The organism is Pseudomonas sp. UME65 (assembly GCF_014170225.1).
GTDB lineage: Bacteria > Pseudomonadota > Gammaproteobacteria > Pseudomonadales > Pseudomonadaceae > Aquipseudomonas > Aquipseudomonas protegens.
On the sequence record NZ_LZZQ01000013.1, the window covers coordinates 121998 to 145348 of the forward strand.

The window sequence follows — 23351 nt, forward strand, 5'->3', positions numbered from 1 at the left end:
TCCACCCTCCGAGCAACATCATGCAGCGTGACGCCCTCCTCACCCAGGATGAACTGGACTTCATCCAGACCATGCAGCACAACCCGCAGCTCAATGTGCGTGATACCACCTCGAGCCTGATGGTCAATGGCGGCGCGCAGATCCGTGACCTGCTGACGCGCCTGGCGGCCAATGAAAAGGTCACCATCCAGGCCCGTTTCGACAACCAGCAGATGACCTTCCCGCTGCAGCTGGTGGAAGACGAATTCCATGCCCTGCACCTGCGGCTGGGGGTGCCGAGCATCTTCGAGGATGGGCCCATGGTGCGCCCCTGGCGCCTGGCCCTGGAGCAGCCGGTGGCCCTGGAAAATGCCAGGGGCCAGCCTGGCCGCCTGTGGGTTCGGGAGGTCTCGTTCAAGGGGATATTGGTGGAGATCCGCAACGGTACCCGGCCACCGCGGCAGTTCGCCCAGTGGTTCAGCCCCTCGGGCTATGAACGGATTGCCCTGCACGGGCGCTTCGAGCGCCAGACCGAAGCCGGTTTCTACGCCTACCGCCTGGATCAGAGCGACCAGGAAGAAACCGAGCGCCTGCGCCAGTTCATCCTCCAGCAGCACCGCCACAGCCATCCGGCACTGCACGCCTGAAGGCTAGCGCCTCAAAGAAACCCGCGCAGGCGCTGCTGCATCAAGCGCCCCTCGTTACCCAGGCAAGCCACCGGCGAACCGACCAGGCTGTCCTGGGCCAGGTCCGCCGCGTCCCCGGCCAGCAGCAATGGGCAATCCAGGGTCAGTGCCAGGCGCTTGAGGCGCTTGGGCAACTCGGCCGAGGGTGCGTGATTGGAAAACACCACCAGGGCTACCGGCGCGACCTTTTCGCAGACCAGGGTCAGTTCCTCCAGCGGCACACCCGCGCCTAGAAGGCGCACACCGATCGGGTCCTGCCCGAGCATCAGCGCCGCCACCAGCAGCTCCAGTTCGCGGCATTGCTCATTGAGCGCCGTCAGCAGCAGATAGCGGCTCTGGGTGGCGCGTTGCAACAGCAGGCGCTGGGTAATCCGCGCCCGCAGGAAGCCATCCAGGAACAGCCATTCGCTGGTCTGGCCAAAAGCCTCGCGCGCCAGCAGTAACTGCTTCCAGAACGGCAGGAAGATGTCCTGGAACACCACCGGCAAGGCATAGCTGGAGAAGATCTGCCCGTAGAGGCGCTCAAGCTGCTCCTCATCGAACGCGCTGACCGCCAGCTTCAATTGATCGCGCCACTGGCCGTATTCGCCCTGCAAGCCGCCATCCACCGGAGCCTTGAGCTGGGCCTGGGCAGCCCGGCCCTTGGCCAGGATCTTGCCCACTTTGCTCACCGCCACGCCGCGTTCGATCCAGCCGAGAATCTCACGCACCGCCTCAACATCGTGCATGGAGTACAGGCGATGCCCACTTTCGGTGCGTGTCGGCTGAATCAGACCGTAGCGTCGTTCCCAGGCCCTCAGGGTCACCGGGTTGATTCCGGTCAGGCGCGCCACCTCACGGATCGGAAACAACTCGTCCTGACGAACGGCTTCGGGGGCGTGAGGGGCGGGGGCAAGTTCAGTCATGACGGGCATCTGGGAAGAAAACACCGGGAAACAAAGTGGCGATCATTCTACTCCCCTCAGGTGGCGATGCTTCAAGCACGAGAAAAACCGACCGCCGTCATTGGTGCCTGGGCAGCAATCAGGAATAATCCTTGCTTGCTTCAGGCGCGGCCCGCCACCCCGGTGCCTCGTCAAGCGACTGCCTTACCCAGGCAGCGCATTGGTTTTACGGAGATACATAATGTCTACCTCACCCGTCACCCTGATGGTTGCCCGGCGCGTTGCCGACGGCCGTTACCAGGACCTGATCGCCTGGCTGCGCGAAGGCGAACAACTGGCCACCGACTTTCCCGGCTACCTGGGTTCCGGCGTTCTTGCGCCGCCACCCAACGATGACGAATTCCAGATCATCTTCCGCTTCGCCGACGAATCCACCCTGCATACCTGGGAACACTCCGCCTCGCGTACGGCCTGGCTGGCCCGGGGCAGCGACCTGTTCGCCCACCCTTCGGAGCACCGGGTCAGCGGTATCGACGGCTGGTTCGGCGCCACCGGCCATCGCCCGCCGCGCTGGAAGCAGGCCGTGGCCATCTGGCTGGCATTCTTCCCGGTGTCGCTGCTGTTCAACTTTGTCCTGGGCCCGTTGCTCGGCGACCTGAGCCTGCTACCTCGGGTATTCGTCAGCACCCTGGCCCTGACCCCGCTGATGGTCTATTTCTTCATTCCGCTGTCCACCCGGCTGCTGGCCAACTGGCTCAACAGCACACCGGCCCGACCGCTGCCGGCCACCCCCTCGACGCAGAATCCGTGATTCGCCGGCAAGCCGGCTCCTACCACACCTCGCGCAACATTCGCGCCTACCGTAGGAGCTGGCTTGCCAGCGCCCCCCCCCGCAAGATCGCATTCGCCGGCAAGCCCGTTGCCTGCAGGCACAGGGTCTTCCCTCGCTGGTATAGTTTTCCCACTACCCGCGACGCGAGCCCTTCATGAACACCTCTCCTGCCCCGATCCTGATCACCGGCGCCAGCCAGCGAGTCGGCCTGCATTGCGCCCTGCGCCTGCTCCAAGACGGGCAGCCGGTGATCGTCACCTACCGCAGCCAGCGCCCGGGCCTGGAGGCCCTGCGGGAAAAGGGCGCGACCCTGCTGTTCGCCGATCTCTCCAGCGAAACCGGGATCCTGGCCCTGATCACCGAGCTGAAAAACCGTACCCAGAGCCTGCGGGCCATCGTCCACAACGCCTCGGAATGGCTGGAGGAGAGCCCAGGCGAGGAAGCAGCGGCCTTTGCCCGGATGTTCGGCGTGCACATGCTGGCGCCCTACCTGATCAACCTGCATTGCGCCGAGTTGCTGCAGCGCTCGAGCCCGGCAGACATCATCCACATCAGCGACGACGTGACTCGCAAGGGCAGCAGCAAGCACATCGCCTACTGCGCCAGCAAAGCCGGCCTGGACAGCCTGACCCTGTCCTTCGCAGCGAAATACGCCCCGACAATCAAGGTCAACGGCATTGCCCCGGCCCTGCTATTGTTCAACCCCGACGACGACGCGGCGTACCGCGCCAAGACCCTGGCCAAATCCGCGCTGGGCATCGAACCCGGCAGCGAAGTGATTTACCAGAGCCTGCGCTATCTGCTGGACAACCCCTATGTCACCGGCACCACCCTGACCGTCAACGGCGGGCGGCACCTCAAGTAAGCCGGCCCCTGTGAGGACCTTGCATGACCCTTTCCCTGCCCCAGCACTATCGCGAGATCCTCAAGGACCTGGGCGAAGACCCCGAGCGCGAAGGCCTGCTCGATACCCCCAAGCGCGCGGCCAAGGCCATGCAGTACCTGTGTCACGGCTACGGCCAGTCGCTGGAGGACATCGTCAACGGCGCGCTGTTTGCTTCCGACAGCGATGAAATGGTGATAGTCGCCGACATCGAGCTGTATTCCCTGTGCGAACATCACCTGCTGCCCTTCATCGGCAAGGCCCATGTGGCTTATATTCCTACCGGCAAGGTCCTGGGGCTGTCGAAGATCGCGCGGATCGTCGACATGTTCGCCAGGCGCCTGCAGATCCAGGAAAATCTCACTCGGGAAATCGCCGACGCGGTACAGAGCGTGACTCAGGCCGCCGGCGTCGCGGTGGTGATCGAGGCCAAGCACATGTGCATGATGATGCGCGGCGTCGAGAAACAGAATTCCACCATGCACACCTCGGTGATGCTCGGCGCCTTCCGCGATTCGAGCACCACTCGCCAGGAATTCCTGCAATTGATTGGACGGAGCAAGTAGCAATGCCACAACTTCAGCCAGGAATGGCTCGTATCCGAGTCAAGGACCTGCTCCTGCGGACCTACATCGGAATCAACGAGGAAGAGATCCTCAACAAGCAGGATGTGCTGATCAACCTGACCATCCTCTACGCGGCCCAGGACGCGGTGCGGGACAACGACATCGACCACGCACTGAACTACCGCACCATCACCAAGGCGATCATTGCCCATGTCGAGGGCAACCGCTTTGCCCTGCTGGAGCGCCTGACCCAGGAGCTGCTGGACCTGGTGATGAGCAACGCCTCGGTGCAGTACGCCGAAGTCGAAGTCGACAAACCCCACGCCCTGCGTTTTGCCGAGTCGGTGTCCATCACTCTCGCGGCCAGCCGCGCCAGCGCCTAGAAAACTGCCACAAGTGGCAAGTGCCCGCCTGGGCGCTTGCCCCTGTCCCGGAGAAACCCCATGACTGAACAACAACGCCTGGAACTGGAAGCCGCGGCCTTTCGCCGCCTGGTGGCCCACCTGGACAGCCGCAAGGACGTACAGAACATCGACCTGATGAACCTCGCCGGGTTCTGCCGCAACTGCCTGTCCAAGTGGTACAAGGCCGAGGCCGACGAACGCCAGATCGAGGTCAGCCTCGATGACGCTCGTGAAGTGGTGTATGGCATGCCCTACGCCGAATGGAAAAATCTCTACCAGAAAGAAGCCAGCGCCGAGCAGCAAGCGGCGTTCGCCAAAGGAAAACCCCAATGACTGACCTGAACACCCTGCGCGCCAGCCTGAACAGCGGTGAACACGCTTTTGCCGACACCCTGGCCTTTGTCGCCGCCGGCTATGACTACCAGCCCCAGGCCTTCAACAACGGCGGCGTGGAAAACGCCGCCGGGCAGAACGAAGGTTCGTGCAAGACCTTGGGCCTGGCCCTGCTGGAAGGCTTGAGCGACGAAGAGGCCCTGCTGGCCTTCGGCGAACACTACCGCTCGGTACTGGCCACCCCCGAAGGCACTGACCACGGCAATATCCGCGCCCTGATCGTTCACGGCCTGGCCGGGGTCAAGTTCTCCGCCCAGCCGCTGACCCGCCGCTGATCCGCATTCTGTAGGAGCGCTGGCTCGCCAGCGAAGGCGTCAGCACAGCGGCGCAAGGCTTGAGGGCCTGTTCGCCGGCAAGCCGGCTGCTACCGTGCAACACCCATAAAAAAACCGGCTTGCGCCGGTTTTTTTATGGGTGGCAAATCAGAACGAAGCGTTCTGCAGGCCGTCCAGGTAACGCTCGGTGTCCAGTGCCGCCATGCAACCGGCGCCGGCCGAGGTGATGGCCTGGCGATAAACGTGGTCGGCCACGTCGCCGGCAGCAAAGATGCCCTCAACGCTGGTGGCGGTGGCATTGCCGTCACGGCCGCCCTGCACGACCAGGTAACCGTCCTTGAGGGTCAACTGGCCTTCGAACAGCGAGGTGTTCGGGGTGTGGCCGATGGCGATGAACACGCCGTCGACCTTCAGCTCGTCGAAGCTGCCGTCGTTGTTCTTCAGGCGGGCACCGGTCACGCCCATGTTGTCACCCAGGACTTCATCCAGGTTGGCATTGAGCTTGAGGATGATCTTGCCTTCGGCCACCCGGGCGTTGAGCTTGTCGATCAGGATCTTCTCGGCGCGGAAGGTTTCGCGACGGTGGATCAGGGTCACGGTGCTGGCGATGTTGGCCAGGTACAGCGCTTCTTCAACAGCGGTGTTACCGCCACCGACCACTGCCACCGGCTTGTTGCGATAGAAGAAGCCGTCGCAGGTGGCACAGGCGGAAACACCCTTGCCCATGAACGCTTCTTCCGAAGGCAGGCCCAGGTAGCGGGCGCTGGCACCGGTGGCGATGATCAGGGCGTCGCAGGTGTAGGTCGCGCTGTCACCGGTCAGGGTGTAGGGCTTGGCTGCGAAGTCCACGGCATTGATGTGATCGAAGACGATTTCAGTCTCGAAACGCTCGGCGTGCTCGCGCATCCGCTCCATCAGGGCCGGGCCGGTCAGGCCGTGCACGTCACCGGGCCAGTTGTCGACTTCGGTAGTGGTGGTCAGCTGGCCACCGGCCTGCATGCCGGTGATCAGCAGCGGCTTCAGGTTGGCACGGGCGGCATAGACGGCGGCGCTGTAACCGGCAGGGCCGGAACCGAGAATAATCACACGCGAATGGCGTACTTCAGACATGACTCACTCCTATCGACCGGCCCGGCTAGCCTGGCGCGGAACGCCGGATTGCCGGCTGGAATAAAAAAGGACGGCGAAACCTTGGGGAAGGCTTGAACTCGTCCGTCCAAAAAATAATGGGTGAAGCGTATAGAGGGGGCGAAGATTAAGGAAATACGGTTTAACAATCCAGCTCATAGGCGGTCTCTATCCTCAGGAGGCCTATTTGAAAGGGTCTTTGTTACCGTTGATGTCGACCGCTTCGCCGTGCTTTCGCCCCCAGGACAAAGCCGGTAAGGTCGGCGCGTTTTCATTCTGCTCGGAGCGCTCTATGCCCGCCCCTGTCCTGTCCGGCCCGCAATACCTGCGTGAAGGCCTGAAGCTGGTCCTCAGCCCCGGCCTGCGCCTGTTCGTGCTCCTGCCCCTGGCAATCAACCTGGTGCTGTTCGTCGGATTGATCTATTTCGCCGGCCATCAATTCAGCCTCTGGGTCGATGCGCTGATGCCGTCCCTGCCCAGTTGGCTGAGTTTCCTCAGCTATGTCATCTGGCCGCTGTTCGTGGTGCTGGTGGCCTTCATGGTGTTTTTCAGCTTCACCATGCTGGCCAACATCATCGCCGCCCCCTTCAACGGTTTCCTCTCGGAAAAAGTCGAAACCGTGGTGCGCGGCACCGATGATTTCCCGCCCTTCAGCTGGGGTGAGCTGATTGCCATGATCCCCCGCACCCTGGCGCGGGAAATGCGCAAGCTCGGCTACTTCCTGCCCCGGGCCATTGGCCTGTTCATCCTCTCGCTGATTCCGGTGGTCAACCTGATTGCCGCGCCGCTGTGGCTGCTGTTCGGTATCTGGATGATGGCTATCCAGTACATCGACTACCCGGCGGACAACCACAAGATGAGCTGGCAGGACATGCTCGCCTGGCTGCGCCAGAAGCGCTGGCAGAGCCTGGGCTTTGGCGGCATCGTCTACCTGGCGCTGCTGATCCCGCTGGTCAATATCCTGATGATGCCGGCCGCCGTGGCCGGTGCCACGCTGTTCTGGGTGCGTGAACGCGGGGTGGAGAACCTGCCGGCCAAATAAGGCCGGGGCGTCATAAATCCATCATCGCAAGGTCACAATGGCGACATGGCCTCAGCCGACACTGAGGCCATGACGACAGCTCTGCATATCACCCTCATCACTGAAACCTTCCCACCGGAAATCAATGGCGTGGCCAATACCCTTGGCCGCCTCTGCGAGGGCCTGCGCGCCCGTGGGCATCAGGTTGAGCTGGTGCGCCCGCGCCAGGGTTGCGACCAGAGCCGGGCCAGCGACGAAGCCCTGCTGCTGTGCCGGGGCTGGCCGCTGCCGGGCTACCCGGGGCTGCAATGGGGCCAGTCGTCGATGCACAAGCTGCTGCGACGCTGGAAGCGCCAGCGCCCGGACGTGCTCTACATCGCCACCGAGGGGCCGCTGGGGCTGTCTGCGCTGCGGGCCGCCAAGCGCCTGGGAATCTCCGTGGTCAGCGGCTTTCACACCAACTTCCAGCAGTACTCCAGCCAATATGGCCTGGGTTTGCTGACCCGCCTGCTGACCCACTATCTGCGCTGGTTCCACAACCGCTCGCAACTGACCCTGGTACCCAGCGCCAGCCAGCACCTGGAGCTGGAGCGCCGACATTTCGAACGCCTGGCCCTGCTGTCCCGGGGCGTCGACAGCCAGCTCTTCCACCCGGCCAAGCGGCTCGATACGCTGCGGGCCGACTGGGGCCTGGGCGCCGATGACCTGGCGGTGATCCACGTTGGGCGCCTGGCGCAGGAGAAGAACCTGGGCTTGCTCAAGCGCTGCTTCGAACGCCTGCAGGCGACTTATCCACAGCGCAGGATGAAGCTGATCGTGGTGGGTGACGGCCCGCAACGTGGGGCTCTGGAAAAAAGCCTGCCCGAGGCCCTGTTCTGTGGCAGCCAGCGGGGCGAAGCCCTGGCCGCCCTCTACGCCTGCGGGGATCTGTTCCTGTTTCCCAGCCTCACCGAAACCTTCGGCAACGTGGTGCTGGAGGCTCTGGCCTCGGGGCTCGCGGTGGTGGCCTACGATCAGGCTGCCGCAGCCCAGCATATCCGCCATGGCTACAACGGCGTGCTGGCCATGCCCGGCGACGAAAGCGCCTTCTGCGACGCTGCCAGCTGGCTGCTGGAAGAACCGGAAACCTTGCGCCGGGTACGCCTCAACGCCCGCCAGCATGCCAGCCGCCAGGGCTGGGCCGCGGTTATCGAGCAGTTTGAAGATCGCCTGCGCAGTGCCTGCGAGCACGGGCCGGCCGAGGATTACGAAGGGCTTATCGAAGCGACGGTCAAACCCCGCAGCGCCGTGGAGACACTCGGCACGGCAAGGGAGCTGCCCCCCTCGCCGCCCGGAGCAGGCAGTTAAACCAGGGTCGTCAGCGCGTCACGGCTGAACGGCAGGATGTCCTGCTCGCGACCTTCACGGACTTTCTGCGCCCAATCCGGATCCACCAGCAGTGCACGGCCCACGGCCACCAGATCGAACTCGTCGTTGTTCAGACGCTGCAGCAGGTTTTCCAGGCTGGCCGGCTGCGCCACCTTGTCGGTGTTGACCATGAACTGCAGGAACTCGCCGTCCAGGCCGACGCTGCCCACGGTGATGGTGGGCTTGCCGGTGAGTTTGCGAGTCCAGCCCGCCAGGTTGAGGTCGGAACCTTCGAACTCAGGCTCCCAGAAGCGGCGGGTCGAGCAGTGGAAGATATCCACACCGGCATCCGCCAGCGGCTTGAGGAAGGCCTCCAGAGCTTCCGGGGTCTGCACCAGGCGCGCGCTGTAGTCCTGTTGCTTCCACTGGGAAAAACGCAGGATGATCGGGAAATCCGGACCGACGGCAGCCCGTACGGCCTGGATCAGCTCAATGGCGAAGCGCGAGCGCTGGGCCAGGTCGCCACCGTATTCATCGGTACGCTGGTTGGTGCCTTCCCAGAAGAACTGGTCCACCAGGTAACCATGGGCGCCATGGATCTCCACGCCGTCCATGCCGATGCTCTGGGCATCCTTGGCGGCCTGGGCGAAGGCTGCGATCACCTCCTGGATGTCCTGGTGGGTCATGCCGTGCACCAGCACCTTGCCGTCCTTGAGCTTCTCGGTCGGGCCGTAGCCGGGCACGCTGGCGTCCGGCTCGGTGCCCAGGCGCCGCACATTCCCCACATGCCAGAGTTGCGGGACGATCTTGCCGCCTTCGGCGTGGACCGCATCCACCACCTTCTTCCAGCCGGCCAGGGCCGCCTCGCCATGGAACTGCGGCACATTGGGGTAACCATTGGCAGCCTGGTGACCCACCGTGGTGCCCTCGGTAATGATCAGGCCGACACCCGCAGCAGCGCGGCGGCGGTAATACTCGATGACCTTGGAGTTGGGCACGCCACCGGGGGAAAACGACCGGGTCATTGGTGCCATCACCACGCGGGTCGGCAGTTCCAGCGCGCCGAGTTGAAAGGGTTTGAACAAGGCTTGAACAGGCATGCTGCGCTCCGAGAAAAAGGCTTGAGTCGATATCCGACGCACAAGACTGCGCCGGGTACCGGCCCCGGCGCACTTATGATGAGGATAATATTCCCCCCTCAATGCGCTGCACAGCATTATTGATTTGAGTGATTTAGATGCAAAAACGCCGCATTGAAGCGGCGTTAAACAAGGGCCCGGCGCGGGTTCAGCTCAAGGCTTTTTCAATCGCCTGGATCACTGTCGGATCATCGGGAGCGGTACGCGGCGAGAAACGCGCCAGTACCCGACCGTCCTTGCCCAATAGGAATTTCTCGAAGTTCCAGGTGATGTCCCCGGGAAACTCGGCGCCTTCGCCCGCCAGCAGGCGGTACAGCTGATGGCGCTCGGGACCGTTCACGTCCAGTTTGCTGCTCAAGGGAAAGGTCACCCCGTAGTTGAGGCTGCAAAATTCCTGGATCTCCTGCTCGGTGCCCGGTTCCTGCCCGGCGAACTGGTTGCAAGGCAACCCCAGCACGCTGAATCCCTGGGCCTTGTATTGCTGGTAGAGATTCTCCAGCGCCGCATATTGTGGTGTCAGACCACATTTGGAGGCGACGTTGACCACCAGCACGACGTGCCCCTTGAAGGGCGCGAGCGGCAGCTCCTGACCATCCAGGGCTTTCAATTTAAGGTCGTGAAAAGCACTCATGACGAACTCCAAATTCCTGTGTTCTTACAGAAAACAGCCTCTCGACAGTACAGCCAAAAGCCGCGGACTAAAAAGGCGCCCTCGGGCGCCTCTCCAGTAAGCTTGAGCTTAGCGCAGAAAATCAGTGGTGATGGCCACCTTCGCCATGGACGTGACCATGAGCGATTTCTTCCTGGCTGGCGTCACGGATGGCAACGATCTTGACCTGGAAATTCAGGCGCTGACCGGCCAGCGGGTGGTTGCCGTCGACGGTAACGTCGTCGCCGTCCAGGTCACGGATGGTCACGATCTGCATCTGGCCGTCCGGAGCGGAAGCGTGGAACTGCATGCCCACTTCCAGTTCGTCGACGCCTTCGAACATGCTGCGGCTCAGGGTGCTGACCAATTCGGCAGCGTATTCGCCGTAGGCATCTTCAGGTTCTACGGAGACTTTCAGTTCGTCACCAACTTGCTTGCCTTCCAGGGCCTTTTCCAGACCAGGAATGATGTTACCTGCGCCTTGCAGGTAAACCAGCGGGGCGCCGCCGGCAGAGCTGTCGATGACCTCACCAGCGTCGTTGGTGAGGGTATAGTCGATGGAGACAGCCTTATTGGCGGCGATCAGCATGGGGCGGGACCTTTTGCATAAGAATGAAGAACGTCCAAGTTTAGCGAAGCAATCGCTCGAAAGCGAACGGAACCCGGACCAACGGAACGTGAAAAATCACTCGACAATCTGCGGTTTTCACCAGGATGAAGAAGGCCATTGGGTGGCTGAACTGTCCTGCGGGCATACCCAGCACCTGCGCCACCAACCGCCCTGGCAGTCCCGGGCCTGGGTCCTGGAGCCGCAGTTGCGAGCCAAAAAAATAGGCCAGCGCTTTGCCTGCGGCTGGTGTGCTCAAGCCCCGGATAACGATAACCTTAGCGCCTGACTTCAGGCAGACGGCCAAAGACCGTCGCCTTTGCCATGCACCTTCTGAGAATTCGCATGCAAACTTTTTTCATCGCGCCCACCGATTTTGGAGTGGGTCTGACCTCCATCAGCCTCGGGCTGGTGCGTACGCTGGAACGGGCTGGCCTCAAGGTCGGCTTCTTCAAACCCATAGCCCAACCTCACCCCGGTGACACCGGCCCCGAGCGTTCCACCGAACTGGTGGCGCGCACCCATGGCCTGAAACCGCCACAACCCCTGGGCCTGGCCCATGTGGAGCGGATGCTCGGCGACGGCCAGCTGGATGAGTTGCTGGAAGAAATCATCACCCTCTACCAGCAGGCGGCCATCGGCAAGGATGTATTGATCGTCGAAGGCATGGTGCCGACCCGCAGCGCCAGCTATGCCGCCCGGGTCAACCTGCACCTGGCAAAAAGCCTGGATGCCGAGGTGATCCTGGTATCCGCCCCGGAAAACGAAGTGCTCACCGAGCTGTCCGGACGGGTCGAGTTGCAAGCGCAGCTGTTCGGCGGCCCGCGGGACCCGAAAGTGCTGGGGGTGATCCTCAACAAGGTGCGCACCGACGAAAGCATGGAGGCGTTTTCCGCGCGCTTGAAGGAACATTCGCCCTTGCTGCGCAGCGGCGACTTCCGCCTGCTGGGGTGCATCCCCTTCCAGCCGGAGCTCAATGCCCCGCGTACCCGGGACGTGGCCGACCTAATGGGCGCCCAGGTGCTCAACGCCGGCGACTACGAAAGCCGGCGCATGACCAAGATCATCATTTGCGCCCGCACCATGCGCAACACCGTGGAACTGCTCAAGCCCGGCGTGCTGGTGGTGACCCCGGGCGACCGTGACGACATCATCCTCGCCGTGAGCCTGGCGGCCATCAACGGTGTGCCCCTGGCCGGCCTGCTGCTGACCAGCGACACCCTGCCCGACCCGCGGATCATGGAGCTCTGCCGGGGCGCCCTGAACGCCGGCCTGCCAGTGCTTTCGGTGAGCACCGGATCCTACGACACCGCCAACCAGCTCAATGGCCTGAACAAGGAAATTCCCATCGATGACCGCGAGCGCGCGGAAATCATCACCGACTTCGTCGCCAGTCACCTGGACGCCAACTGGCTGCACCAGCGCTGCGGCACCCCACGGGAAATGCGCCTGTCACCTGCGGTGTTCCGCTACCAGTTGATCCAGCGCGCCCAGCAGGCCAACAAGCGTATCGTCCTGCCCGAAGGCAGCGAGCCGCTGACCGTGCAGGCCGCCGCCATCTGCCAGGCCCGAGGCATCGCCCGCTGCGTGCTGCTGGCCAAGCCCGAGGACGTGCACGCGGTGGCCCGGGCCCAGGGCATCGAACTGCCCGAAGGCCTGGAGATTCTCGACCCGGACCTGATTCGCCAACGCTATGTGGAGCCCATGGTGGCCCTGCGCAAGAGCAAGAGCCTCAACGCTCCCATGGCCGAGCAGCAGCTGGAAGATCCGGTGGTGATCGGCACGGTGATGCTGGCCCTGGATGAAGTCGATGGCCTGGTTTCCGGGGTCATCCACTCCACTGCCAACACCATCCGCCCGGCCCTGCAGTTGATCAAGACCGCGCCGGGCTGCAGCCTGGTGTCCTCGGTGTTCTTCATGCTGTTCCCCGAGGAAGTGCTGGTGTATGGCGACTGCGTGATGAACCCGCACCCCAGCGCCAGCGAGCTGGCGGAAATCGCCCTGCAGAGCGCCGACTCGGCAGCCGCCTTCGGTATCACCCCGCGCGTGGCGATGATCAGCTACTCCAGCGGCGACTCGGCCAGCGGCGAGGAAGTGGAGAAAGTTCGCGAAGCCACTCTGCTGGCCCACGAAGCCCAGCGTTCGCTGCTGATCGACGGGCCGTTGCAATACGACGCCGCGGCCAACGAAAACGTCGCCCGGCAACTGGCCCCCAACAGCCAGGTCGCGGGCAAGGCCACGGTCTTCGTGTTCCCTGACCTCAACACCGGCAACACCACCCACAAGGCGGTGCAACGCAGCGCCGATTGCGTGAGCCTGGGGCCGATGCTGCAAGGCCTGCGCAAACCGGTGAACGACCTGCCCCGGGGCGCCCAGGTGGACGACATCGTCTACACCATCGCCCTTACCGCGATTCAAGCCGCCAACCGACCTATGGATGTCTAAATGCTGGAATTCCTACCTGCCGTGGTGCGCGGAATCATCGCCTCGCTCCTGTTGGCGCTGAACACCATCCTGCTGTGCTCGTTCCTGTTCTGCGTGGCGTTGGTCAAGGCCCTGCCGTTCGCCCTCACCCAGCGCTTGAGCCTGTGGCTGATGAACCACACCCACGAAGCCTGGATCAGCAACAACAAGGCCTGGATGCAGTTGGTATGCCGTACCCGTTGGCACGTGCAGGGCCTGGAAGGCCTGGATTACCAGCACTCCTACCTGGTCACCAGCAACCACCAGAGCTGGGTCGACATCATGGTCCTGCAGTACGTGCTCAACCGGCGTATCCGCCCCCTGAAGTTCTTCCTCAAGCAGGAGCTGATCTGGGTGCCGGTGATTGGTCTGGCCTGGTGGGCCCTGGGCTTTCCGTTCATGAAGCGCTACTCCAAGGCGTACCTGGAGAAGCACCCGGAAAAGAAAGGCAAGGACCTGGAAACCACGCGCAAGACCTGTGCGAAGTTTCGCAACAACCCGGTGGGCATCTTCAACTTCGTCGAGGGCACGCGCTTTACCGACGCCAAGCACGCCCAGCAGCAATCGCCGTTCCGCTACCTGCTCAAGCCCAAGGCCGGCGGCATCGCCTTTGTCCTGGATGCAATGGGCGAGCAACTGCAGTCGATCATCGATGTGACCATCCACTACCCGGCGGGCCGCCCCGGTTTCTGGGACCTGCTGTGCGGCAGGGTCAAGGATGTGGTGGTGCGTTTCGAAGAGGTGCAGATCCCGGCGCAGTTCCTTGGCAAGAACTACGAGCAGGACACGGCCTATCGCCAGGAATTCCAGGGCTGGATCAACCAGCAGTGGCTGGACAAGGATGCGCTGCTCGAAACGCTGCATCGGGAGTATCCGGCAAGACCCTGAGGGCCTTTTCGCTGGCAAGCCAGCTCCTGCGGGTCTGCACCCTACTTACCGGCGAACGCTATCTGAAGCGCACAAAAAAGCCCGCAGCCGATCACTCGGCTGCGGGCTTTTTTGCTATGGCTTAGATCGCGCCGCGGCTGCGCAACAGGTCCAGCACCTGCTTGACGCTTTCTTCCAGCGACAGCGACTGGGTGTCGATCACCAGATCGGCATTCAGCGGCACGTCATAGGGGAAGGACTCGCCCGGGATGTTATCCCCGCCGGCCGCGTACAGGCCCTGCGGATCACGCTCGGCGCACACCGCAGGCGATGCCTGGACGTAGACCGTCAGCAGACGCTCCTTGCCGATCAGGTCCTTGGCCTGCTCGCGCCCTTCGGCACTCGGTGCCACGAACGCCGCCAGGGTCAGCAGCCCGGCTTCGTTGAACTGACGGGCCACATGGGCCGCGCGCCGCCAGTTCTCGGTACGCCCGGCACGGTCCTGGGGCAGGCCCTTGTTCAGGTCATGTCGCAGGTTCTGGCCATCGAGCACATACACCGCGCGCCCCATGTCGAACAGCTTGCGCTCGACCGCGTAGGCCAGGGTGCTCTTGCCCGCACCCGACAGGCCGCTGAACAGCACGGTAGCCGGTTGCTGGCCGAAACGCTGGGCACGCTCTTCGGTGGCTACATGAGCCAGCTTGCCGTGTTGGGTGACGCTGCCATGGGCCACCGGCTGGGCGATGATCATGCCGGCGCCGACGGTGCCGTTGGTCAAGCGGTCGATGACGATGAAAGCACCGGTGGTGCGATTGCTTTCGTAACCATCCAGGGCAATCGGCGCGTCGAGGCTGATCTTGACCTTGCCGATCTCGTTCAGTTGCAGCGCGCTGGCCGCGCCCTCTTCCAGGGTGTTCACATCGACCTTGTGATGGATGCTGGCAATCGAGCCCGGCACATAGCTGGTGGCGCGCTTGATGTCGTACTTCTTGCCCGGCAGCATCGGCTCTTCGGCCATCCATACCAGCATGGCTTCGAAGCTGTCGGTGACCGGCGGCACGTTGTCGGCATGCACCAGCAGGTCGCCGCGGGAGATATCGATTTCATCTTCCATGGTCAGGGTCACGGCCTGGCCCGGGCCGGCCTGTTCCAGTTCACCTTCGAAGGTGACAATGGACTTGACCCGGCTGCTCTTGCCCGACGGCAACACGACGATCTCGTCGCCCTTGTGCACGATGCCGCTGGCCAGGGTGCCGGCAAAACCACGGAAGTTCAGGTTCGGACGGTTGACATACTGCACCGGGAAACGCAGGTCGGTGAAGTTGCGGTCGCCGGCCACTTCCACGGTCTCGAGGATTTCCATCAGCGACTGGCCGGTGTACCAGGGCGAACGCTCGCTCTTGTTCACCACGTTGTCGCCCTTGAGCGCCGACATCGGTACGAAGTGCAGGCTGGTGGGCTGCAGCTTCAGGCCCTGGGCAAACTTCAGGTAGTCGGCCTTGATCGACTCGAACACGCCCTCATCGAAGTCCTTGAGGTCCATCTTGTTGATGGCCACGACGATGTGCTTGATCCCCAGCAGGGAGGCGATGAAGCTGTGGCGACGGGTCTGGGTCTGCACGCCGTAGCGGGCGTCCACCAGGATGATCGCCAGGTCACAGGTGGATGCACCGGTGGCCATGTTGCGGGTGTACTGCTCATGGCCGGGGGTGTCGGCGATGATGAACTTGCGCTTGGCGGTGGAGAAATAGCGGTAGGCGACATCGATGGTGATGCCCTGCTCACGCTCGGCCTGCAGGCCGTCGACCAGCAACGCCAGGTCGATGTCGTCACCGGTGGTGCCGACCTTCTTCGAGTCCCGGGTGATGGCTTCCAGATGATCTTCGTAGATCATCTTCGAGTCGTGCAGCAGGCGCCCGATCAGGGTGCTCTTGCCGTCGTCGACGTTACCGCAGGTCAAAAAGCGCAGCAGCTCCTTGCGTTCGTGCTGGCCCAGGTACGCGAGGATGTCCTCGCTGATCAAATCAGATTGATGCGACATGACAGCCCCTTAGAAATAACCTTGACGTTTCTTGTCTTCCATTGAGCCGGCGCCATCGTGGTCGATGACCCGGCCCTGGCGCTCGGAAGTTCGCGTCAGGAGCATTTCCTGGATGATGTCCGTCAGGCTCTCGGCCTCGGACTCCACCGCGCCCGTCAACGGGTAGCAGCCAAGGGTACGGAAACGTACTTTCTTTTTGACGATGCGGGCTTTCTCTTCATCGGACAGATGCTCGAGGATGCGCTCGTCATCGATCATGATCAGGGTGCCGTTCTTCTCGATCACTTCACGCTCGGCGGCGAAGTACAGCGGCACGATCGGGATGCCTTCGAGGTAGATGTACTGCCAGATGTCCAGCTCGGTCCAGTTGGACAGCGGGAACACACGGATCGACTCGCCCTTGTTGACCTTGCCGTTGTAGACGTTCCACAGCTCGGGGCGCTGGTTCTTCGGGTCCCAGCGGTGCTTGCTGTCGCGGAACGAGTAGACGCGCTCCTTGGCGCGGGACTTCTCTTCATCGCGGCGGGCACCGCCGAACGCGGCGTCAAAACCATGTTTGTCCAGAGCCTGCTTGAGGCCCTCGGTCTTCATGATGTCGGTGTGCTTGGCACTGCCGTGGGTGAAAGGGTTGATGCCCTGGGCCACGCCATCCGGGTTGACGTGGGTGATCAGGTCCAGGCCCAGCTCTTCGACCATGCGGTCGCGGAACTTGTACATTTCCTGGAATTTCCACTGGGTATCGACGTGCATCACCGGGAACGGCAGCTTGCCGGGGAAGAACGCCTTGCGAGCCAGATGCAACATCACGGCGGAGTCTTTACCGATGGAGTACAGCATCACCGGGTTGTCGAACTCGGCGGCCACCTCGCGGATGATGTGGATGCTTTCCGCCTCCAGCTGTTTCAGATGCGTCAGTTTGTCGACCATGGCTACTCACGAAAGCTTTCTTATGGACGGCCATCGGGCCGTGTTCGAGCGGGGCATGCTAGCACAGCGACCTGCTTCTAATCAGGGAGCCAACTAGAACGAAACGGTATATGAATATACCGCTCCGTTAGGCCCCAAGCGCCACTCTGCGGGAGCTGGCTTGCCAGCACAGGCGCTTTCAAGCGCACCTTCGGGCTGACCGGCAAGCCGGCTCCTGCCGGGGGTCAGATGGGGTTGGGGCAATCGATGAACAGGTGCTCCAGGGCGAAGCGCCGAGCCAGGTAGTCACCCAGGGCCTGGACGCCATAACGCTCGGTGGCGTGATGGCCGGCGGCAATGAAGCTGATGTCGTTTTCCCGGGCACAGTGGAAGGTCTGCTCCGAGGCTTCGCCACTGAGGTACAGGTCGACGCCGGCCTGCACCGCCTGGTCGATGTAGCCCTGGCCGCCACCGGTGCACCAGCCGACCCGACGGATCATCTCGCTGCCTTCGATCAGCAGCGGCTCTCGCCCCATTGCCTCTTGCACCCGGCGGGCAAAGTCCCGCGCGGTCATCGGCTCGCTGAGGGAACCCACCAGGCCGACGACCTTGGGGTTTTCCGGGTCCAGCGGGCCTTCCACGGTGATGTCCAGCTGACGGGCCAGTTGCACGTTGTTGCCCACTTCCGGGTGCAGGTCCAGGGGCAGGTGATAGGCCAGCAGGCTGATGTCGTGCTTGAGCAGGGTTTTCAGCCTACGCTGCTTCATGCCGGTGATGCAGGGGTTCTCGCCCTTCCAGAAGTAGCCGTGATGCACCAGCACCAGGTCGGCCTTGGCCTCCACCGCAGCGTCCAGCAACGCCTGGCTGGCGGTCACGCCACTGACGATGCGCATCACCTGCGGGCGCCCTTCGACCTGCAGGCCATTGGGGCAGTAATCGGCAATACGTGAACTGCCCAGGTAACGGTCCGCTTCTTCCACCAGTGTGCTCAGGGCAACGGCCATAAAAGACTCCTAAATATCCCGTTCAGAGGCACGCGCGGCCTCGTATAATGCGCGACATTATGGGCCGTGCGCAGCCCTTCGTAACCACCCAGGACTTGCTCAATGCTCAAGGCTCTGCGTTTTTTTGGCTGGCCGCTACTGGCCGGCGTGCTTATCGCGTTGTTGATTATCCAGCGCTACCCGCAATGGGTGGGCCTGCCCAGCCTCGACGTCAATCTGCAGCAAGCCCCGCAAACCACCAGCACGCAACAGGGGCCGGTGTCCTACGCCGACGCCGTGGTGATCGCCGCGCCCGCGGTGGTCAACCTGTACACCACCAAGGTCATCAACAAGCCGGCTCACCCGCTCTTTGAAGACCCGCAGTTCCGGCGCTTCTTCGGCGACAACCTGCCCAAGCAGCAGCGCATGGAATCGAGCCTGGGCTCGGGGGTGATCATGAGCCCCGAGGGCTACCTGCTGACCAACAACCATGTGACCTCCGGTGCCGAGCAAATAGTGGTGGCCCTCAAGGACGGTCGCGAGACCCTGGCCCGGGTGATCGGCAGCGATCCGGAAACCGACCTGGCGGTGCTCAAGATCGACTTGAAGAACCTGCCTTCGATCACCGTCGGCCGTTCGGAAAACGTCCGCGTCGGCGACGTCGCGCTGGCCATCGGCAACCCGTTCGGGGTCGGCCAGACCGTGACCATGGGCATCATCAGTGCCACCGGGCGCAACCAGCTGGGCCTGAACAACTACGAAGACTTCATCCAGACCGACGCCGCCATCAACCCGGGCAACTCCGGTGGCGCCCTGGTGGACGCCAACGGCAACCTGACCGGGATCAACACCGCGATCTTCTCCAAGTCCGGCGGCTCCCAGGGCATCGGTTTTGCGATCCCGATCAAGCTGGCCATGGAAGTGATGAAGTCGATCATCGAGCACGGCCAGGTCATCCGCGGCTGGCTGGGGATCGAAGTGCAACCCTTGACCCAGGAGCTGGCAGAGTCCTTCGGCCTGGCCGGGCGCCCGGGAATCGTGGTGGCGGGGATCTTCCGCGACGGCCCGGCGCAGAAAGCCGGGATGCAACTGGGTGACGTGATCCTCAGTATCGATGGCGAACCTGCCGGCGACGGCCGGCGTTCGATGAACCAGGTGGCGCGGATCAAACCGACGGACAAAGTCTCGATCCTGGTCATGCGCAACGGCAAGGAACTCAAACTGACGGCAGAAATCGGCCTGCGACCACCGCCCGCGCCCGTCAAAGAAGAAGAGTGAAGCTGGGCCCGGCCATGCCGGGCTAACAGCATACATTCTCATTAGTCATGTTATATTGTTTCAATATCGCTATTGGAACAGCCCCATGACGTCCCGAAGAATCCTCCCCTTGGCAGGCCTGACCCTGGGCCTGCTGGCAGATCCGCTGCTGGCCAAAGAACCTGAGCCGCTGGAACTTGAAACCACCCGTATCAGCACCGAATACGAATCCGCCACGGACCCGGTCAAGGGCTATCGGGCCACACGCTCGGCCAGCGCGACGAAGACCGATACGGCGATCCGCGACATTCCCCAATCCATCAGCGTGATCCCCGCCAGCGTGCTCAAGGACCTGGGCAGCAACAACGTCGAACGCGCCCTGGAGTTTGCCGGCGGGGTTTCCAAGCAGAACAACTTCGGCGGGCTGACCCTGTATGAATACAGCGTGCGCGGCTTCACCACCTCGGAGTTCTACAAGGACGGCTTCAGCGCCAACCGCGGCTACCCCAGCACCCCGGACGCCGCCACTGTCGAGCGCATCGAAGTGCTCAAGGGGCCGGCCGCCAGCCTCTATGGCCGTGGCGATCCCGGCGGCACGGTGAATATCGTCACCAAGAAACCCCAGCCCGAAGCCTTCGCGACCTTGCAGACCAGCGCTGGCAGCTGGGACCGCTACCGCACCGCCCTGGACCTCAACACCCCGCTGGATGCCCAGGGTAACCTGCTGTCCCGAGTCAACCTGGCCGTGGAGGACAACCACAGCTTTCGCGACCACGTGGACAGCCGCCGGGTGTTCGTCGCGCCCTCCTTAAGCTGGCAGTTGAACCCGGACACCAGCCTGCTGCTGGAAAGCGAATGGGTGCGCCACAGCTCGACCTTCGACCGCGGCATCGTGGCCCCGAACAATCGCTGGAGCGGCGTCTCCCGCTCGACCTTCCTCGGCGAACCCGATGACGGCAACATCGACAACCACAACAACATGCTCCAGGCCACCCTGGAACACCACCTCAATGACAGCTGGAAACTGCGTCTGGCCAGCCACTACAAGGAAGGCAAACTCTGGGGCTTCGCCTCCGAAACCCGACCGCTGAACGCCGACCGGCACACGGTCAACCGGCGCTACCGCGAGCGGGACAACAACTGGCATGACAGCATCACCCAGCTGGAACTGCGCGGCCTGTTCGACCTCGGCAGTTGGCAGCATGAACTGCTGATCGGCAGCGAATACGAGAACTACCGCAAGAACGAGCGGGTCACCAGCATTGCCGGCGGCGCCTATGCCATCGATATCTACGACCCGATCTACGGTCAGGCCAAGCCCAACGGCAAACGCTCTGGCACGGACTTTTTCGAGCATGTCGAAAGCCAGGCCCTCAACCTGCAGGACCAGATCATCTTCACTGACCGCCTGCGAGGCATGGTCGGCGCCCGCTTTGAACACTTCGAGCAAAAGATCGACGACCACACCACCGGCAAGCGCAGCCGCCAGAACCACGATGCCCTGACCCAGCGCGCCGGCCTGCTCTACCAACTGACCCCGCAGGTGGGGCTGTTCGCCAACGCCTCCACCTCGTTCAAGCCCAACAATGGGCTGGATGCGGGCGGCAAGACCTTCAAGCCCGAGGAAGGCGTCGGCTATGAGGTGGGGATCAAAAGCGAGCTGTTCGACGAGCGCTTGAGCGCCACCCTCGCCGCCTTCCATATCGACAAGGAAAACGTCCTGGCCCTGGACCCCGGCACCGACTCCAGCCGCGCCATGGGCAAGGCCCGCAGCCAGGGCTTCGACCTGCAGTTCAGCGGCCAGTTGACCGACGCGGTGCGCGTGATAGGCGCCTATGCGCTGATTGATGCGCAAGTCACCAAGGGCGACCCGGCAATCCCCGCCGGCAGCCGCATTCTCGGCGTGGCCAAGCACAGCGCCAGCCTGCTGGGGGTCTATGAATTCCAGGACGGCCGGCTCAAGGGCTCGGACATCGGCGCAGCCCTGACCTATGTCGGCGACCGCTCGGGCGAGGCCGGAGGCCGCTTCGAGCTGCCCGCCTACCGCACCCTGGACCTGCTGGCCCACTACAAGGCCAGCGACAACCTGACCCTGGGCCTGAACCTGAACAACCTGTTCGACGAGAAGTACTACGAACGCTCCTACAGCAACTACTGGGTCAATCCCGGCGAACCGCGCAATTTCACCCTCAGCCTCACACTCAACCTGTAGAAGAGAGCCGCCATGCACAGCCTCAAATCCATCGCCCTGCTGGGCCTGCTCGCCACACTAGGCGCCACCCAGGCCTCGGCCCACGGCCTGTGGACCGAACAACGACGCGGCAATATCGAAGTGATCTACGGCCACGGCGCCGAAGACGACGCCTTCAAGGCCAAGAAAATCAGCGGTGCCTGGGCCTATGACGGCGCGGCCAGAATGATTCCGGTGACCGTGCAACGCCTGGCGGACCACGCACGCCTGCAACCGCTCAAGCCGCCGGCGGTGCTGGCCGTGGCACTGGACAACGGCCCCTGGTCGCAAACCGCGGACAAGCGCTGGGTCAACCAGGGTCGCAGCAAGGTCCCGGGGACCATCGCCTCGACTCACACCTACAAGTACAGCCTGGCGATCTATCAACCGGGAGCGAAGCTGCCCAAGCTGGAACAGCTCAAGCTGGTGATCCTGCCGGAAGTCGACCCGCTGACCGTCGGCCCGGGCAAAAACCTGCCGGTGCGGGTGCTGCTGGATGGGCAGCCCGTGGCCGGGGTGAAGTTGATTGGCGATTACCGCAATGCACCGAGCACCCTGAGCACCGAGACCGATGCCCAGGGACGTGCCCAAGTGCTGGTGAGGAACGAAGGCCTGAACGTGATTGCCGCAGAGCTGGAGGTAGCGCTCAAGGACAACCCGGATGTGGCGTCACGCGGACTGTTCAGCTCCCTGACCTTCCTCGGCGAGCCGCACCACGAATAAAGGTACGGCCACCTCGGAAGCCAGGCGTCTGGACTACAGCTCGCCCAGGCCGTCGATCAGCGCCTGGTTCTGTTCCTGTGTGCCGATGCTGATCCGCAGGAACTGAGCGATCCGCTGCTGCTTGAAGTGGCGCACTATCACCCCTTGCTCGCGCAGCTTGGCCGCCAGGCCGGCTGCGTCGTGCCGCGGGTGGCGGGCAAAGATGAAGTTGGCCGCCGACGGCAGCACTTCGAACCCCTTGGCCTGCAACTGCGCCACCACCCATTCGCGACTGTCGATCACTTGCTGGCAGGTCTTGGCGAAGTACTCGCGGTCCTCGAAAGCCGCCGCCGCTCCGACGATCGCCAGGCGATCCAGCGGGTAGGAGTTGAAGCTGTTCTTGACCCGCTCAAGGGCCTCGATCAGGTCCGGGTGCCCTACCGCCAGGCCCACTCGCAAGCCGGCCAGGGAGCGCGACTTGGACAGGGTCTGGGTCACCAGCAGGTTCGGGTAGCGATCCACCAGGCTGATGGCGGTCTGGCCGCCGAAGTCGATGTAGGCCTCATCCACCACCACCACGGAATCCGGGCTGGCCTTGAGGATCTGCTCCACCGCATCCAGGGCCAACAGGCAGCCGGTGGGCGCATTCGGGTTGGGGAAGATGATCCCGCCGTTGGGCCTGGCGTAGTCGGCCACGCGGATCTGGAACTGCTCGTCCAGCGGCACCGCTTCGTGCTCGATGCCGTACAGGCCGCAGTAAACCGGGTAGAAGCTGTAGCTGATGTCCGGGAACAGCAGCGGTTTTTCCTGCTGCAGCAGGCCGTGGAAAATGTGCGCCAGGACTTCGTCGGAACCGTTGCCGAGGAACACCTGGTTACCCTGCACCCCGTAGTAACTGGCCACCGCCTGCTTGAGCAGGTCACTGTTGGGGTCCGGGTACAGGCGCAGGTTGTCGTTGAGTTCGGCCTGCATCGCCGCCAGGGCCCTGGGCGACGGGCCATAGGGGTTTTCATTGGTGTTGAGCTTGACCAGCTTGGTCAGCTTGGGTTGTTCGCCCGGCACGTAGGGCACCAGGTTCTTGACGAACGGACTCCAGAATTTGCTCATGT

General features: G+C 63.1%; 24 protein-coding genes. 15 read left to right on the forward strand and 9 right to left on the reverse strand.

Annotated elements, in window-relative coordinates; all coding sequences use genetic code 11:
• The first annotated feature begins 20 nt into the window (after positions 1-20).
• Positions 21-626 (forward strand): hypothetical protein, encoded by a 606-nt coding sequence (locus A9971_RS15300; RefSeq protein ID WP_093404705.1) that lies wholly within the window; start codon positions 21-23, stop codon positions 624-626.
• 11 nt (positions 627-637) lie between these two features.
• On the opposite strand, the gene A9971_RS15305 is transcribed toward A9971_RS15300, so the two are convergent.
• The gene (locus A9971_RS15305; protein WP_015634184.1) at positions 638-1579 is read right to left on the reverse strand and encodes a MerR family transcriptional regulator; all 942 of its coding nucleotides are present in this window, start codon (positions 1577-1579) and stop codon (positions 638-640) included.
• A gap of 211 nt (positions 1580-1790) precedes the next feature.
• Here A9971_RS15305 and A9971_RS15310 point away from each other — a divergent pair, with 211 nt between their 5' ends.
• From A9971_RS15310 to A9971_RS15335, 6 genes are all read left to right on the forward strand, one after another.
• On the forward strand, positions 1791-2360 hold the full coding sequence (locus tag A9971_RS15310; RefSeq protein WP_015634183.1) for an antibiotic biosynthesis monooxygenase: 570 nt from the start codon (positions 1791-1793) through the stop codon (positions 2358-2360).
• Positions 2361-2535: 175 nt separating this feature from the next.
• Positions 2536-3246, forward strand: coding sequence for a dihydromonapterin reductase (folM, locus tag A9971_RS15315; RefSeq protein WP_053156397.1), 711 nt, complete (start codon positions 2536-2538; stop codon positions 3244-3246).
• A 23-nt stretch (positions 3247-3269) separates the two neighbouring features.
• Positions 3270-3830 (forward strand): GTP cyclohydrolase I FolE, encoded by a 561-nt coding sequence (gene folE / locus A9971_RS15320; RefSeq protein WP_011059303.1) that lies wholly within the window; start codon positions 3270-3272, stop codon positions 3828-3830.
• Positions 3831-3832: 2 nt separating this feature from the next.
• The gene (gene folX, locus A9971_RS15325; protein ID WP_011059302.1) at positions 3833-4213 is read left to right on the forward strand and encodes a dihydroneopterin triphosphate 2'-epimerase; all 381 of its coding nucleotides are present in this window, start codon (positions 3833-3835) and stop codon (positions 4211-4213) included.
• Positions 4214-4273: 60 nt separating this feature from the next.
• The gene (locus A9971_RS15330) at positions 4274-4567 is read left to right on the forward strand and encodes a DUF1244 domain-containing protein (RefSeq protein WP_011059301.1); all 294 of its coding nucleotides are present in this window, start codon (positions 4274-4276) and stop codon (positions 4565-4567) included.
• On the forward strand, positions 4564-4902 hold the full coding sequence (locus A9971_RS15335; RefSeq protein ID WP_019093350.1) for a HopJ type III effector protein: 339 nt from the start codon (positions 4564-4566) through the stop codon (positions 4900-4902). The genes A9971_RS15330 and A9971_RS15335 overlap by 4 nt, the downstream gene beginning before the upstream one ends.
• A 147-nt stretch (positions 4903-5049) precedes the next feature.
• On the opposite strand, the gene trxB is transcribed toward A9971_RS15335, so the two are convergent.
• Positions 5050-6012 carry a thioredoxin-disulfide reductase gene (trxB, locus tag A9971_RS15340; protein ID WP_011059299.1) on the reverse strand — a complete coding sequence of 321 codons (963 nt, stop codon included), beginning with the start codon at positions 6010-6012 and terminating at the stop codon, positions 5050-5052.
• A 310-nt stretch (positions 6013-6322) separates the two neighbouring features.
• Here trxB and cysZ point away from each other — a divergent pair, with 310 nt between their 5' ends.
• Positions 6323-7072 carry a sulfate transporter CysZ gene (gene cysZ / locus A9971_RS15345; protein WP_011059298.1) on the forward strand — a complete coding sequence of 250 codons (750 nt, stop codon included), beginning with the start codon at positions 6323-6325 and terminating at the stop codon, positions 7070-7072.
• A 45-nt stretch (positions 7073-7117) separates the two neighbouring features.
• Entirely contained in the window at positions 7118-8398 is a 1281-nt protein-coding gene (locus tag A9971_RS15350; RefSeq protein WP_183001344.1) for a glycosyltransferase family 1 protein, read from the forward strand.
• Here the strand turns inward: A9971_RS15350 and A9971_RS15355 are convergent.
• The 3 genes from A9971_RS15355 to A9971_RS15365 all read right to left on the reverse strand — a co-directional run bounded on the left by A9971_RS15355 (position 8395) and on the right by A9971_RS15365 (position 10775).
• Positions 8395-9498 carry an NADH:flavin oxidoreductase gene (locus tag A9971_RS15355; RefSeq protein ID WP_011059296.1) on the reverse strand — a complete coding sequence of 368 codons (1104 nt, stop codon included), beginning with the start codon at positions 9496-9498 and terminating at the stop codon, positions 8395-8397. The genes A9971_RS15350 and A9971_RS15355 overlap by 4 nt on opposite strands.
• Positions 9499-9685: 187 nt before the next feature.
• Positions 9686-10168 (reverse strand): glutathione peroxidase, encoded by a 483-nt coding sequence (locus tag A9971_RS15360; RefSeq protein WP_015634175.1) that lies wholly within the window; start codon positions 10166-10168, stop codon positions 9686-9688.
• Between the two features lie 121 nt (positions 10169-10289).
• Positions 10290-10775, reverse strand: a complete 486-nt coding sequence (locus A9971_RS15365; RefSeq protein ID WP_011059294.1) for a peptidylprolyl isomerase — start codon at positions 10773-10775, stop codon at positions 10290-10292.
• Between A9971_RS15365 and A9971_RS15370 the strand changes: the two genes are divergently transcribed.
• Genes A9971_RS15370 through A9971_RS15380 form a run of 3 tightly spaced genes read left to right on the forward strand, consistent with a single transcriptional unit; the run spans position 10744 to position 14144 of the window.
• Positions 10744-11082, forward strand: coding sequence for a DUF3565 domain-containing protein (locus tag A9971_RS15370; protein WP_011059293.1), 339 nt, complete (start codon positions 10744-10746; stop codon positions 11080-11082). The two genes, A9971_RS15365 and A9971_RS15370, sit on opposite strands and share 32 nt — an antisense overlap.
• A 56-nt stretch (positions 11083-11138) precedes the next feature.
• A complete protein-coding gene (gene pta / locus A9971_RS15375; protein WP_019096051.1) occupies positions 11139-13238 on the forward strand; it encodes a phosphate acetyltransferase in 2100 nt (699 codons plus the stop codon).
• The gene (locus A9971_RS15380; RefSeq protein ID WP_015634172.1) at positions 13239-14144 is read left to right on the forward strand and encodes an acyltransferase; all 906 of its coding nucleotides are present in this window, start codon (positions 13239-13241) and stop codon (positions 14142-14144) included.
• Positions 14145-14265: 121 nt separating this feature from the next.
• Here the strand turns inward: A9971_RS15380 and cysN are convergent, their stop codons facing one another.
• The 3 genes from cysN to A9971_RS15395 form a co-directional block, all read right to left on the reverse strand.
• Positions 14266-16164, reverse strand: a complete 1899-nt coding sequence (gene cysN / locus A9971_RS15385) for a sulfate adenylyltransferase subunit CysN (protein WP_183001343.1) — start codon at positions 16162-16164, stop codon at positions 14266-14268.
• A 9-nt stretch (positions 16165-16173) separates the two neighbouring features.
• Positions 16174-17091, reverse strand: coding sequence for a sulfate adenylyltransferase subunit CysD (gene cysD / locus A9971_RS15390; RefSeq protein ID WP_011059289.1), 918 nt, complete (start codon positions 17089-17091; stop codon positions 16174-16176).
• Positions 17092-17315: 224 nt separating this feature from the next.
• Positions 17316-18074, reverse strand: coding sequence for a Nif3-like dinuclear metal center hexameric protein (locus A9971_RS15395; protein ID WP_183001342.1), 759 nt, complete (start codon positions 18072-18074; stop codon positions 17316-17318).
• A 102-nt stretch (positions 18075-18176) separates the two neighbouring features.
• On the opposite strand from A9971_RS15395, the gene algW reads away from it, so the two are divergent.
• The 3 genes from algW to A9971_RS15410 all read left to right on the forward strand — a co-directional run bounded on the left by algW (position 18177) and on the right by A9971_RS15410 (position 22263).
• Positions 18177-19331, forward strand: coding sequence for a Do family serine endopeptidase AlgW (algW, locus tag A9971_RS15400; protein ID WP_011059287.1), 1155 nt, complete (start codon positions 18177-18179; stop codon positions 19329-19331).
• A gap of 85 nt (positions 19332-19416) precedes the next feature.
• Positions 19417-21522 carry a TonB-dependent siderophore receptor gene (locus tag A9971_RS15405; RefSeq protein ID WP_183001341.1) on the forward strand — a complete coding sequence of 702 codons (2106 nt, stop codon included), beginning with the start codon at positions 19417-19419 and terminating at the stop codon, positions 21520-21522.
• Between the two features lie 12 nt (positions 21523-21534).
• Positions 21535-22263, forward strand: a complete 729-nt coding sequence (locus A9971_RS15410; RefSeq protein ID WP_053149033.1) for a DUF4198 domain-containing protein — start codon at positions 21535-21537, stop codon at positions 22261-22263.
• 33 nt (positions 22264-22296) lie between these two features.
• Here A9971_RS15410 and hisC read toward each other — a convergent pair whose 3' ends face one another.
• On the reverse strand, positions 22297-23349 hold the full coding sequence (hisC, locus tag A9971_RS15415) for a histidinol-phosphate transaminase (protein WP_011059284.1): 1053 nt from the start codon (positions 23347-23349) through the stop codon (positions 22297-22299).
• Positions 23350-23351: the final 2 nt, after the last annotated feature.

What these genes read in the sequence shown, in the direction of transcription:
- A9971_RS15300 (WP_093404705.1), top strand. Translation starts at nt 21, where the DNA reads ATGCAGCGTGACGCCCTCCTCACCCAGGATGAACTGGACTTCATCCAG.
- A9971_RS15305 (WP_015634184.1), bottom strand. Translation starts at nt 1,579, where the DNA reads ATGCCCGTCATGACTGAACTTGCCCCCGCCCCTCACGCCCCCGAAGCC.
- A9971_RS15310 (WP_015634183.1), top strand. Translation starts at nt 1,791, where the DNA reads ATGTCTACCTCACCCGTCACCCTGATGGTTGCCCGGCGCGTTGCCGAC.
- folM (WP_053156397.1), top strand. Translation starts at nt 2,536, where the DNA reads ATGAACACCTCTCCTGCCCCGATCCTGATCACCGGCGCCAGCCAGCGA.
- folE (WP_011059303.1), top strand. Translation starts at nt 3,270, where the DNA reads ATGACCCTTTCCCTGCCCCAGCACTATCGCGAGATCCTCAAGGACCTG.
- folX (WP_011059302.1), top strand. Translation starts at nt 3,833, where the DNA reads ATGCCACAACTTCAGCCAGGAATGGCTCGTATCCGAGTCAAGGACCTG.
- A9971_RS15330 (WP_011059301.1), top strand. Translation starts at nt 4,274, where the DNA reads ATGACTGAACAACAACGCCTGGAACTGGAAGCCGCGGCCTTTCGCCGC.
- A9971_RS15335 (WP_019093350.1), top strand. Translation starts at nt 4,564, where the DNA reads ATGACTGACCTGAACACCCTGCGCGCCAGCCTGAACAGCGGTGAACAC.
- trxB (WP_011059299.1), bottom strand. Translation starts at nt 6,012, where the DNA reads ATGTCTGAAGTACGCCATTCGCGTGTGATTATTCTCGGTTCCGGCCCT.
- cysZ (WP_011059298.1), top strand. Translation starts at nt 6,323, where the DNA reads ATGCCCGCCCCTGTCCTGTCCGGCCCGCAATACCTGCGTGAAGGCCTG.
- A9971_RS15350 (WP_183001344.1), top strand. Translation starts at nt 7,118, where the DNA reads ATGGCCTCAGCCGACACTGAGGCCATGACGACAGCTCTGCATATCACC.
- A9971_RS15355 (WP_011059296.1), bottom strand. Translation starts at nt 9,498, where the DNA reads ATGCCTGTTCAAGCCTTGTTCAAACCCTTTCAACTCGGCGCGCTGGAA.
- A9971_RS15360 (WP_015634175.1), bottom strand. Translation starts at nt 10,168, where the DNA reads ATGAGTGCTTTTCACGACCTTAAATTGAAAGCCCTGGATGGTCAGGAG.
- A9971_RS15370 (WP_011059293.1), top strand. Translation starts at nt 10,744, where the DNA reads ATGGAGACAGCCTTATTGGCGGCGATCAGCATGGGGCGGGACCTTTTG.
- A9971_RS15365 (WP_011059294.1), bottom strand. Translation starts at nt 10,775, where the DNA reads ATGCTGATCGCCGCCAATAAGGCTGTCTCCATCGACTATACCCTCACC.
- pta (WP_019096051.1), top strand. Translation starts at nt 11,139, where the DNA reads ATGCAAACTTTTTTCATCGCGCCCACCGATTTTGGAGTGGGTCTGACC.
- A9971_RS15380 (WP_015634172.1), top strand. Translation starts at nt 13,239, where the DNA reads ATGCTGGAATTCCTACCTGCCGTGGTGCGCGGAATCATCGCCTCGCTC.
- cysN (WP_183001343.1), bottom strand. Translation starts at nt 16,164, where the DNA reads ATGTCGCATCAATCTGATTTGATCAGCGAGGACATCCTCGCGTACCTG.
- cysD (WP_011059289.1), bottom strand. Translation starts at nt 17,091, where the DNA reads ATGGTCGACAAACTGACGCATCTGAAACAGCTGGAGGCGGAAAGCATC.
- A9971_RS15395 (WP_183001342.1), bottom strand. Translation starts at nt 18,074, where the DNA reads ATGGCCGTTGCCCTGAGCACACTGGTGGAAGAAGCGGACCGTTACCTG.
- algW (WP_011059287.1), top strand. Translation starts at nt 18,177, where the DNA reads ATGCTCAAGGCTCTGCGTTTTTTTGGCTGGCCGCTACTGGCCGGCGTG.
- A9971_RS15405 (WP_183001341.1), top strand. Translation starts at nt 19,417, where the DNA reads ATGACGTCCCGAAGAATCCTCCCCTTGGCAGGCCTGACCCTGGGCCTG.
- A9971_RS15410 (WP_053149033.1), top strand. Translation starts at nt 21,535, where the DNA reads ATGCACAGCCTCAAATCCATCGCCCTGCTGGGCCTGCTCGCCACACTA.
- hisC (WP_011059284.1), bottom strand. Translation starts at nt 23,349, where the DNA reads ATGAGCAAATTCTGGAGTCCGTTCGTCAAGAACCTGGTGCCCTACGTG.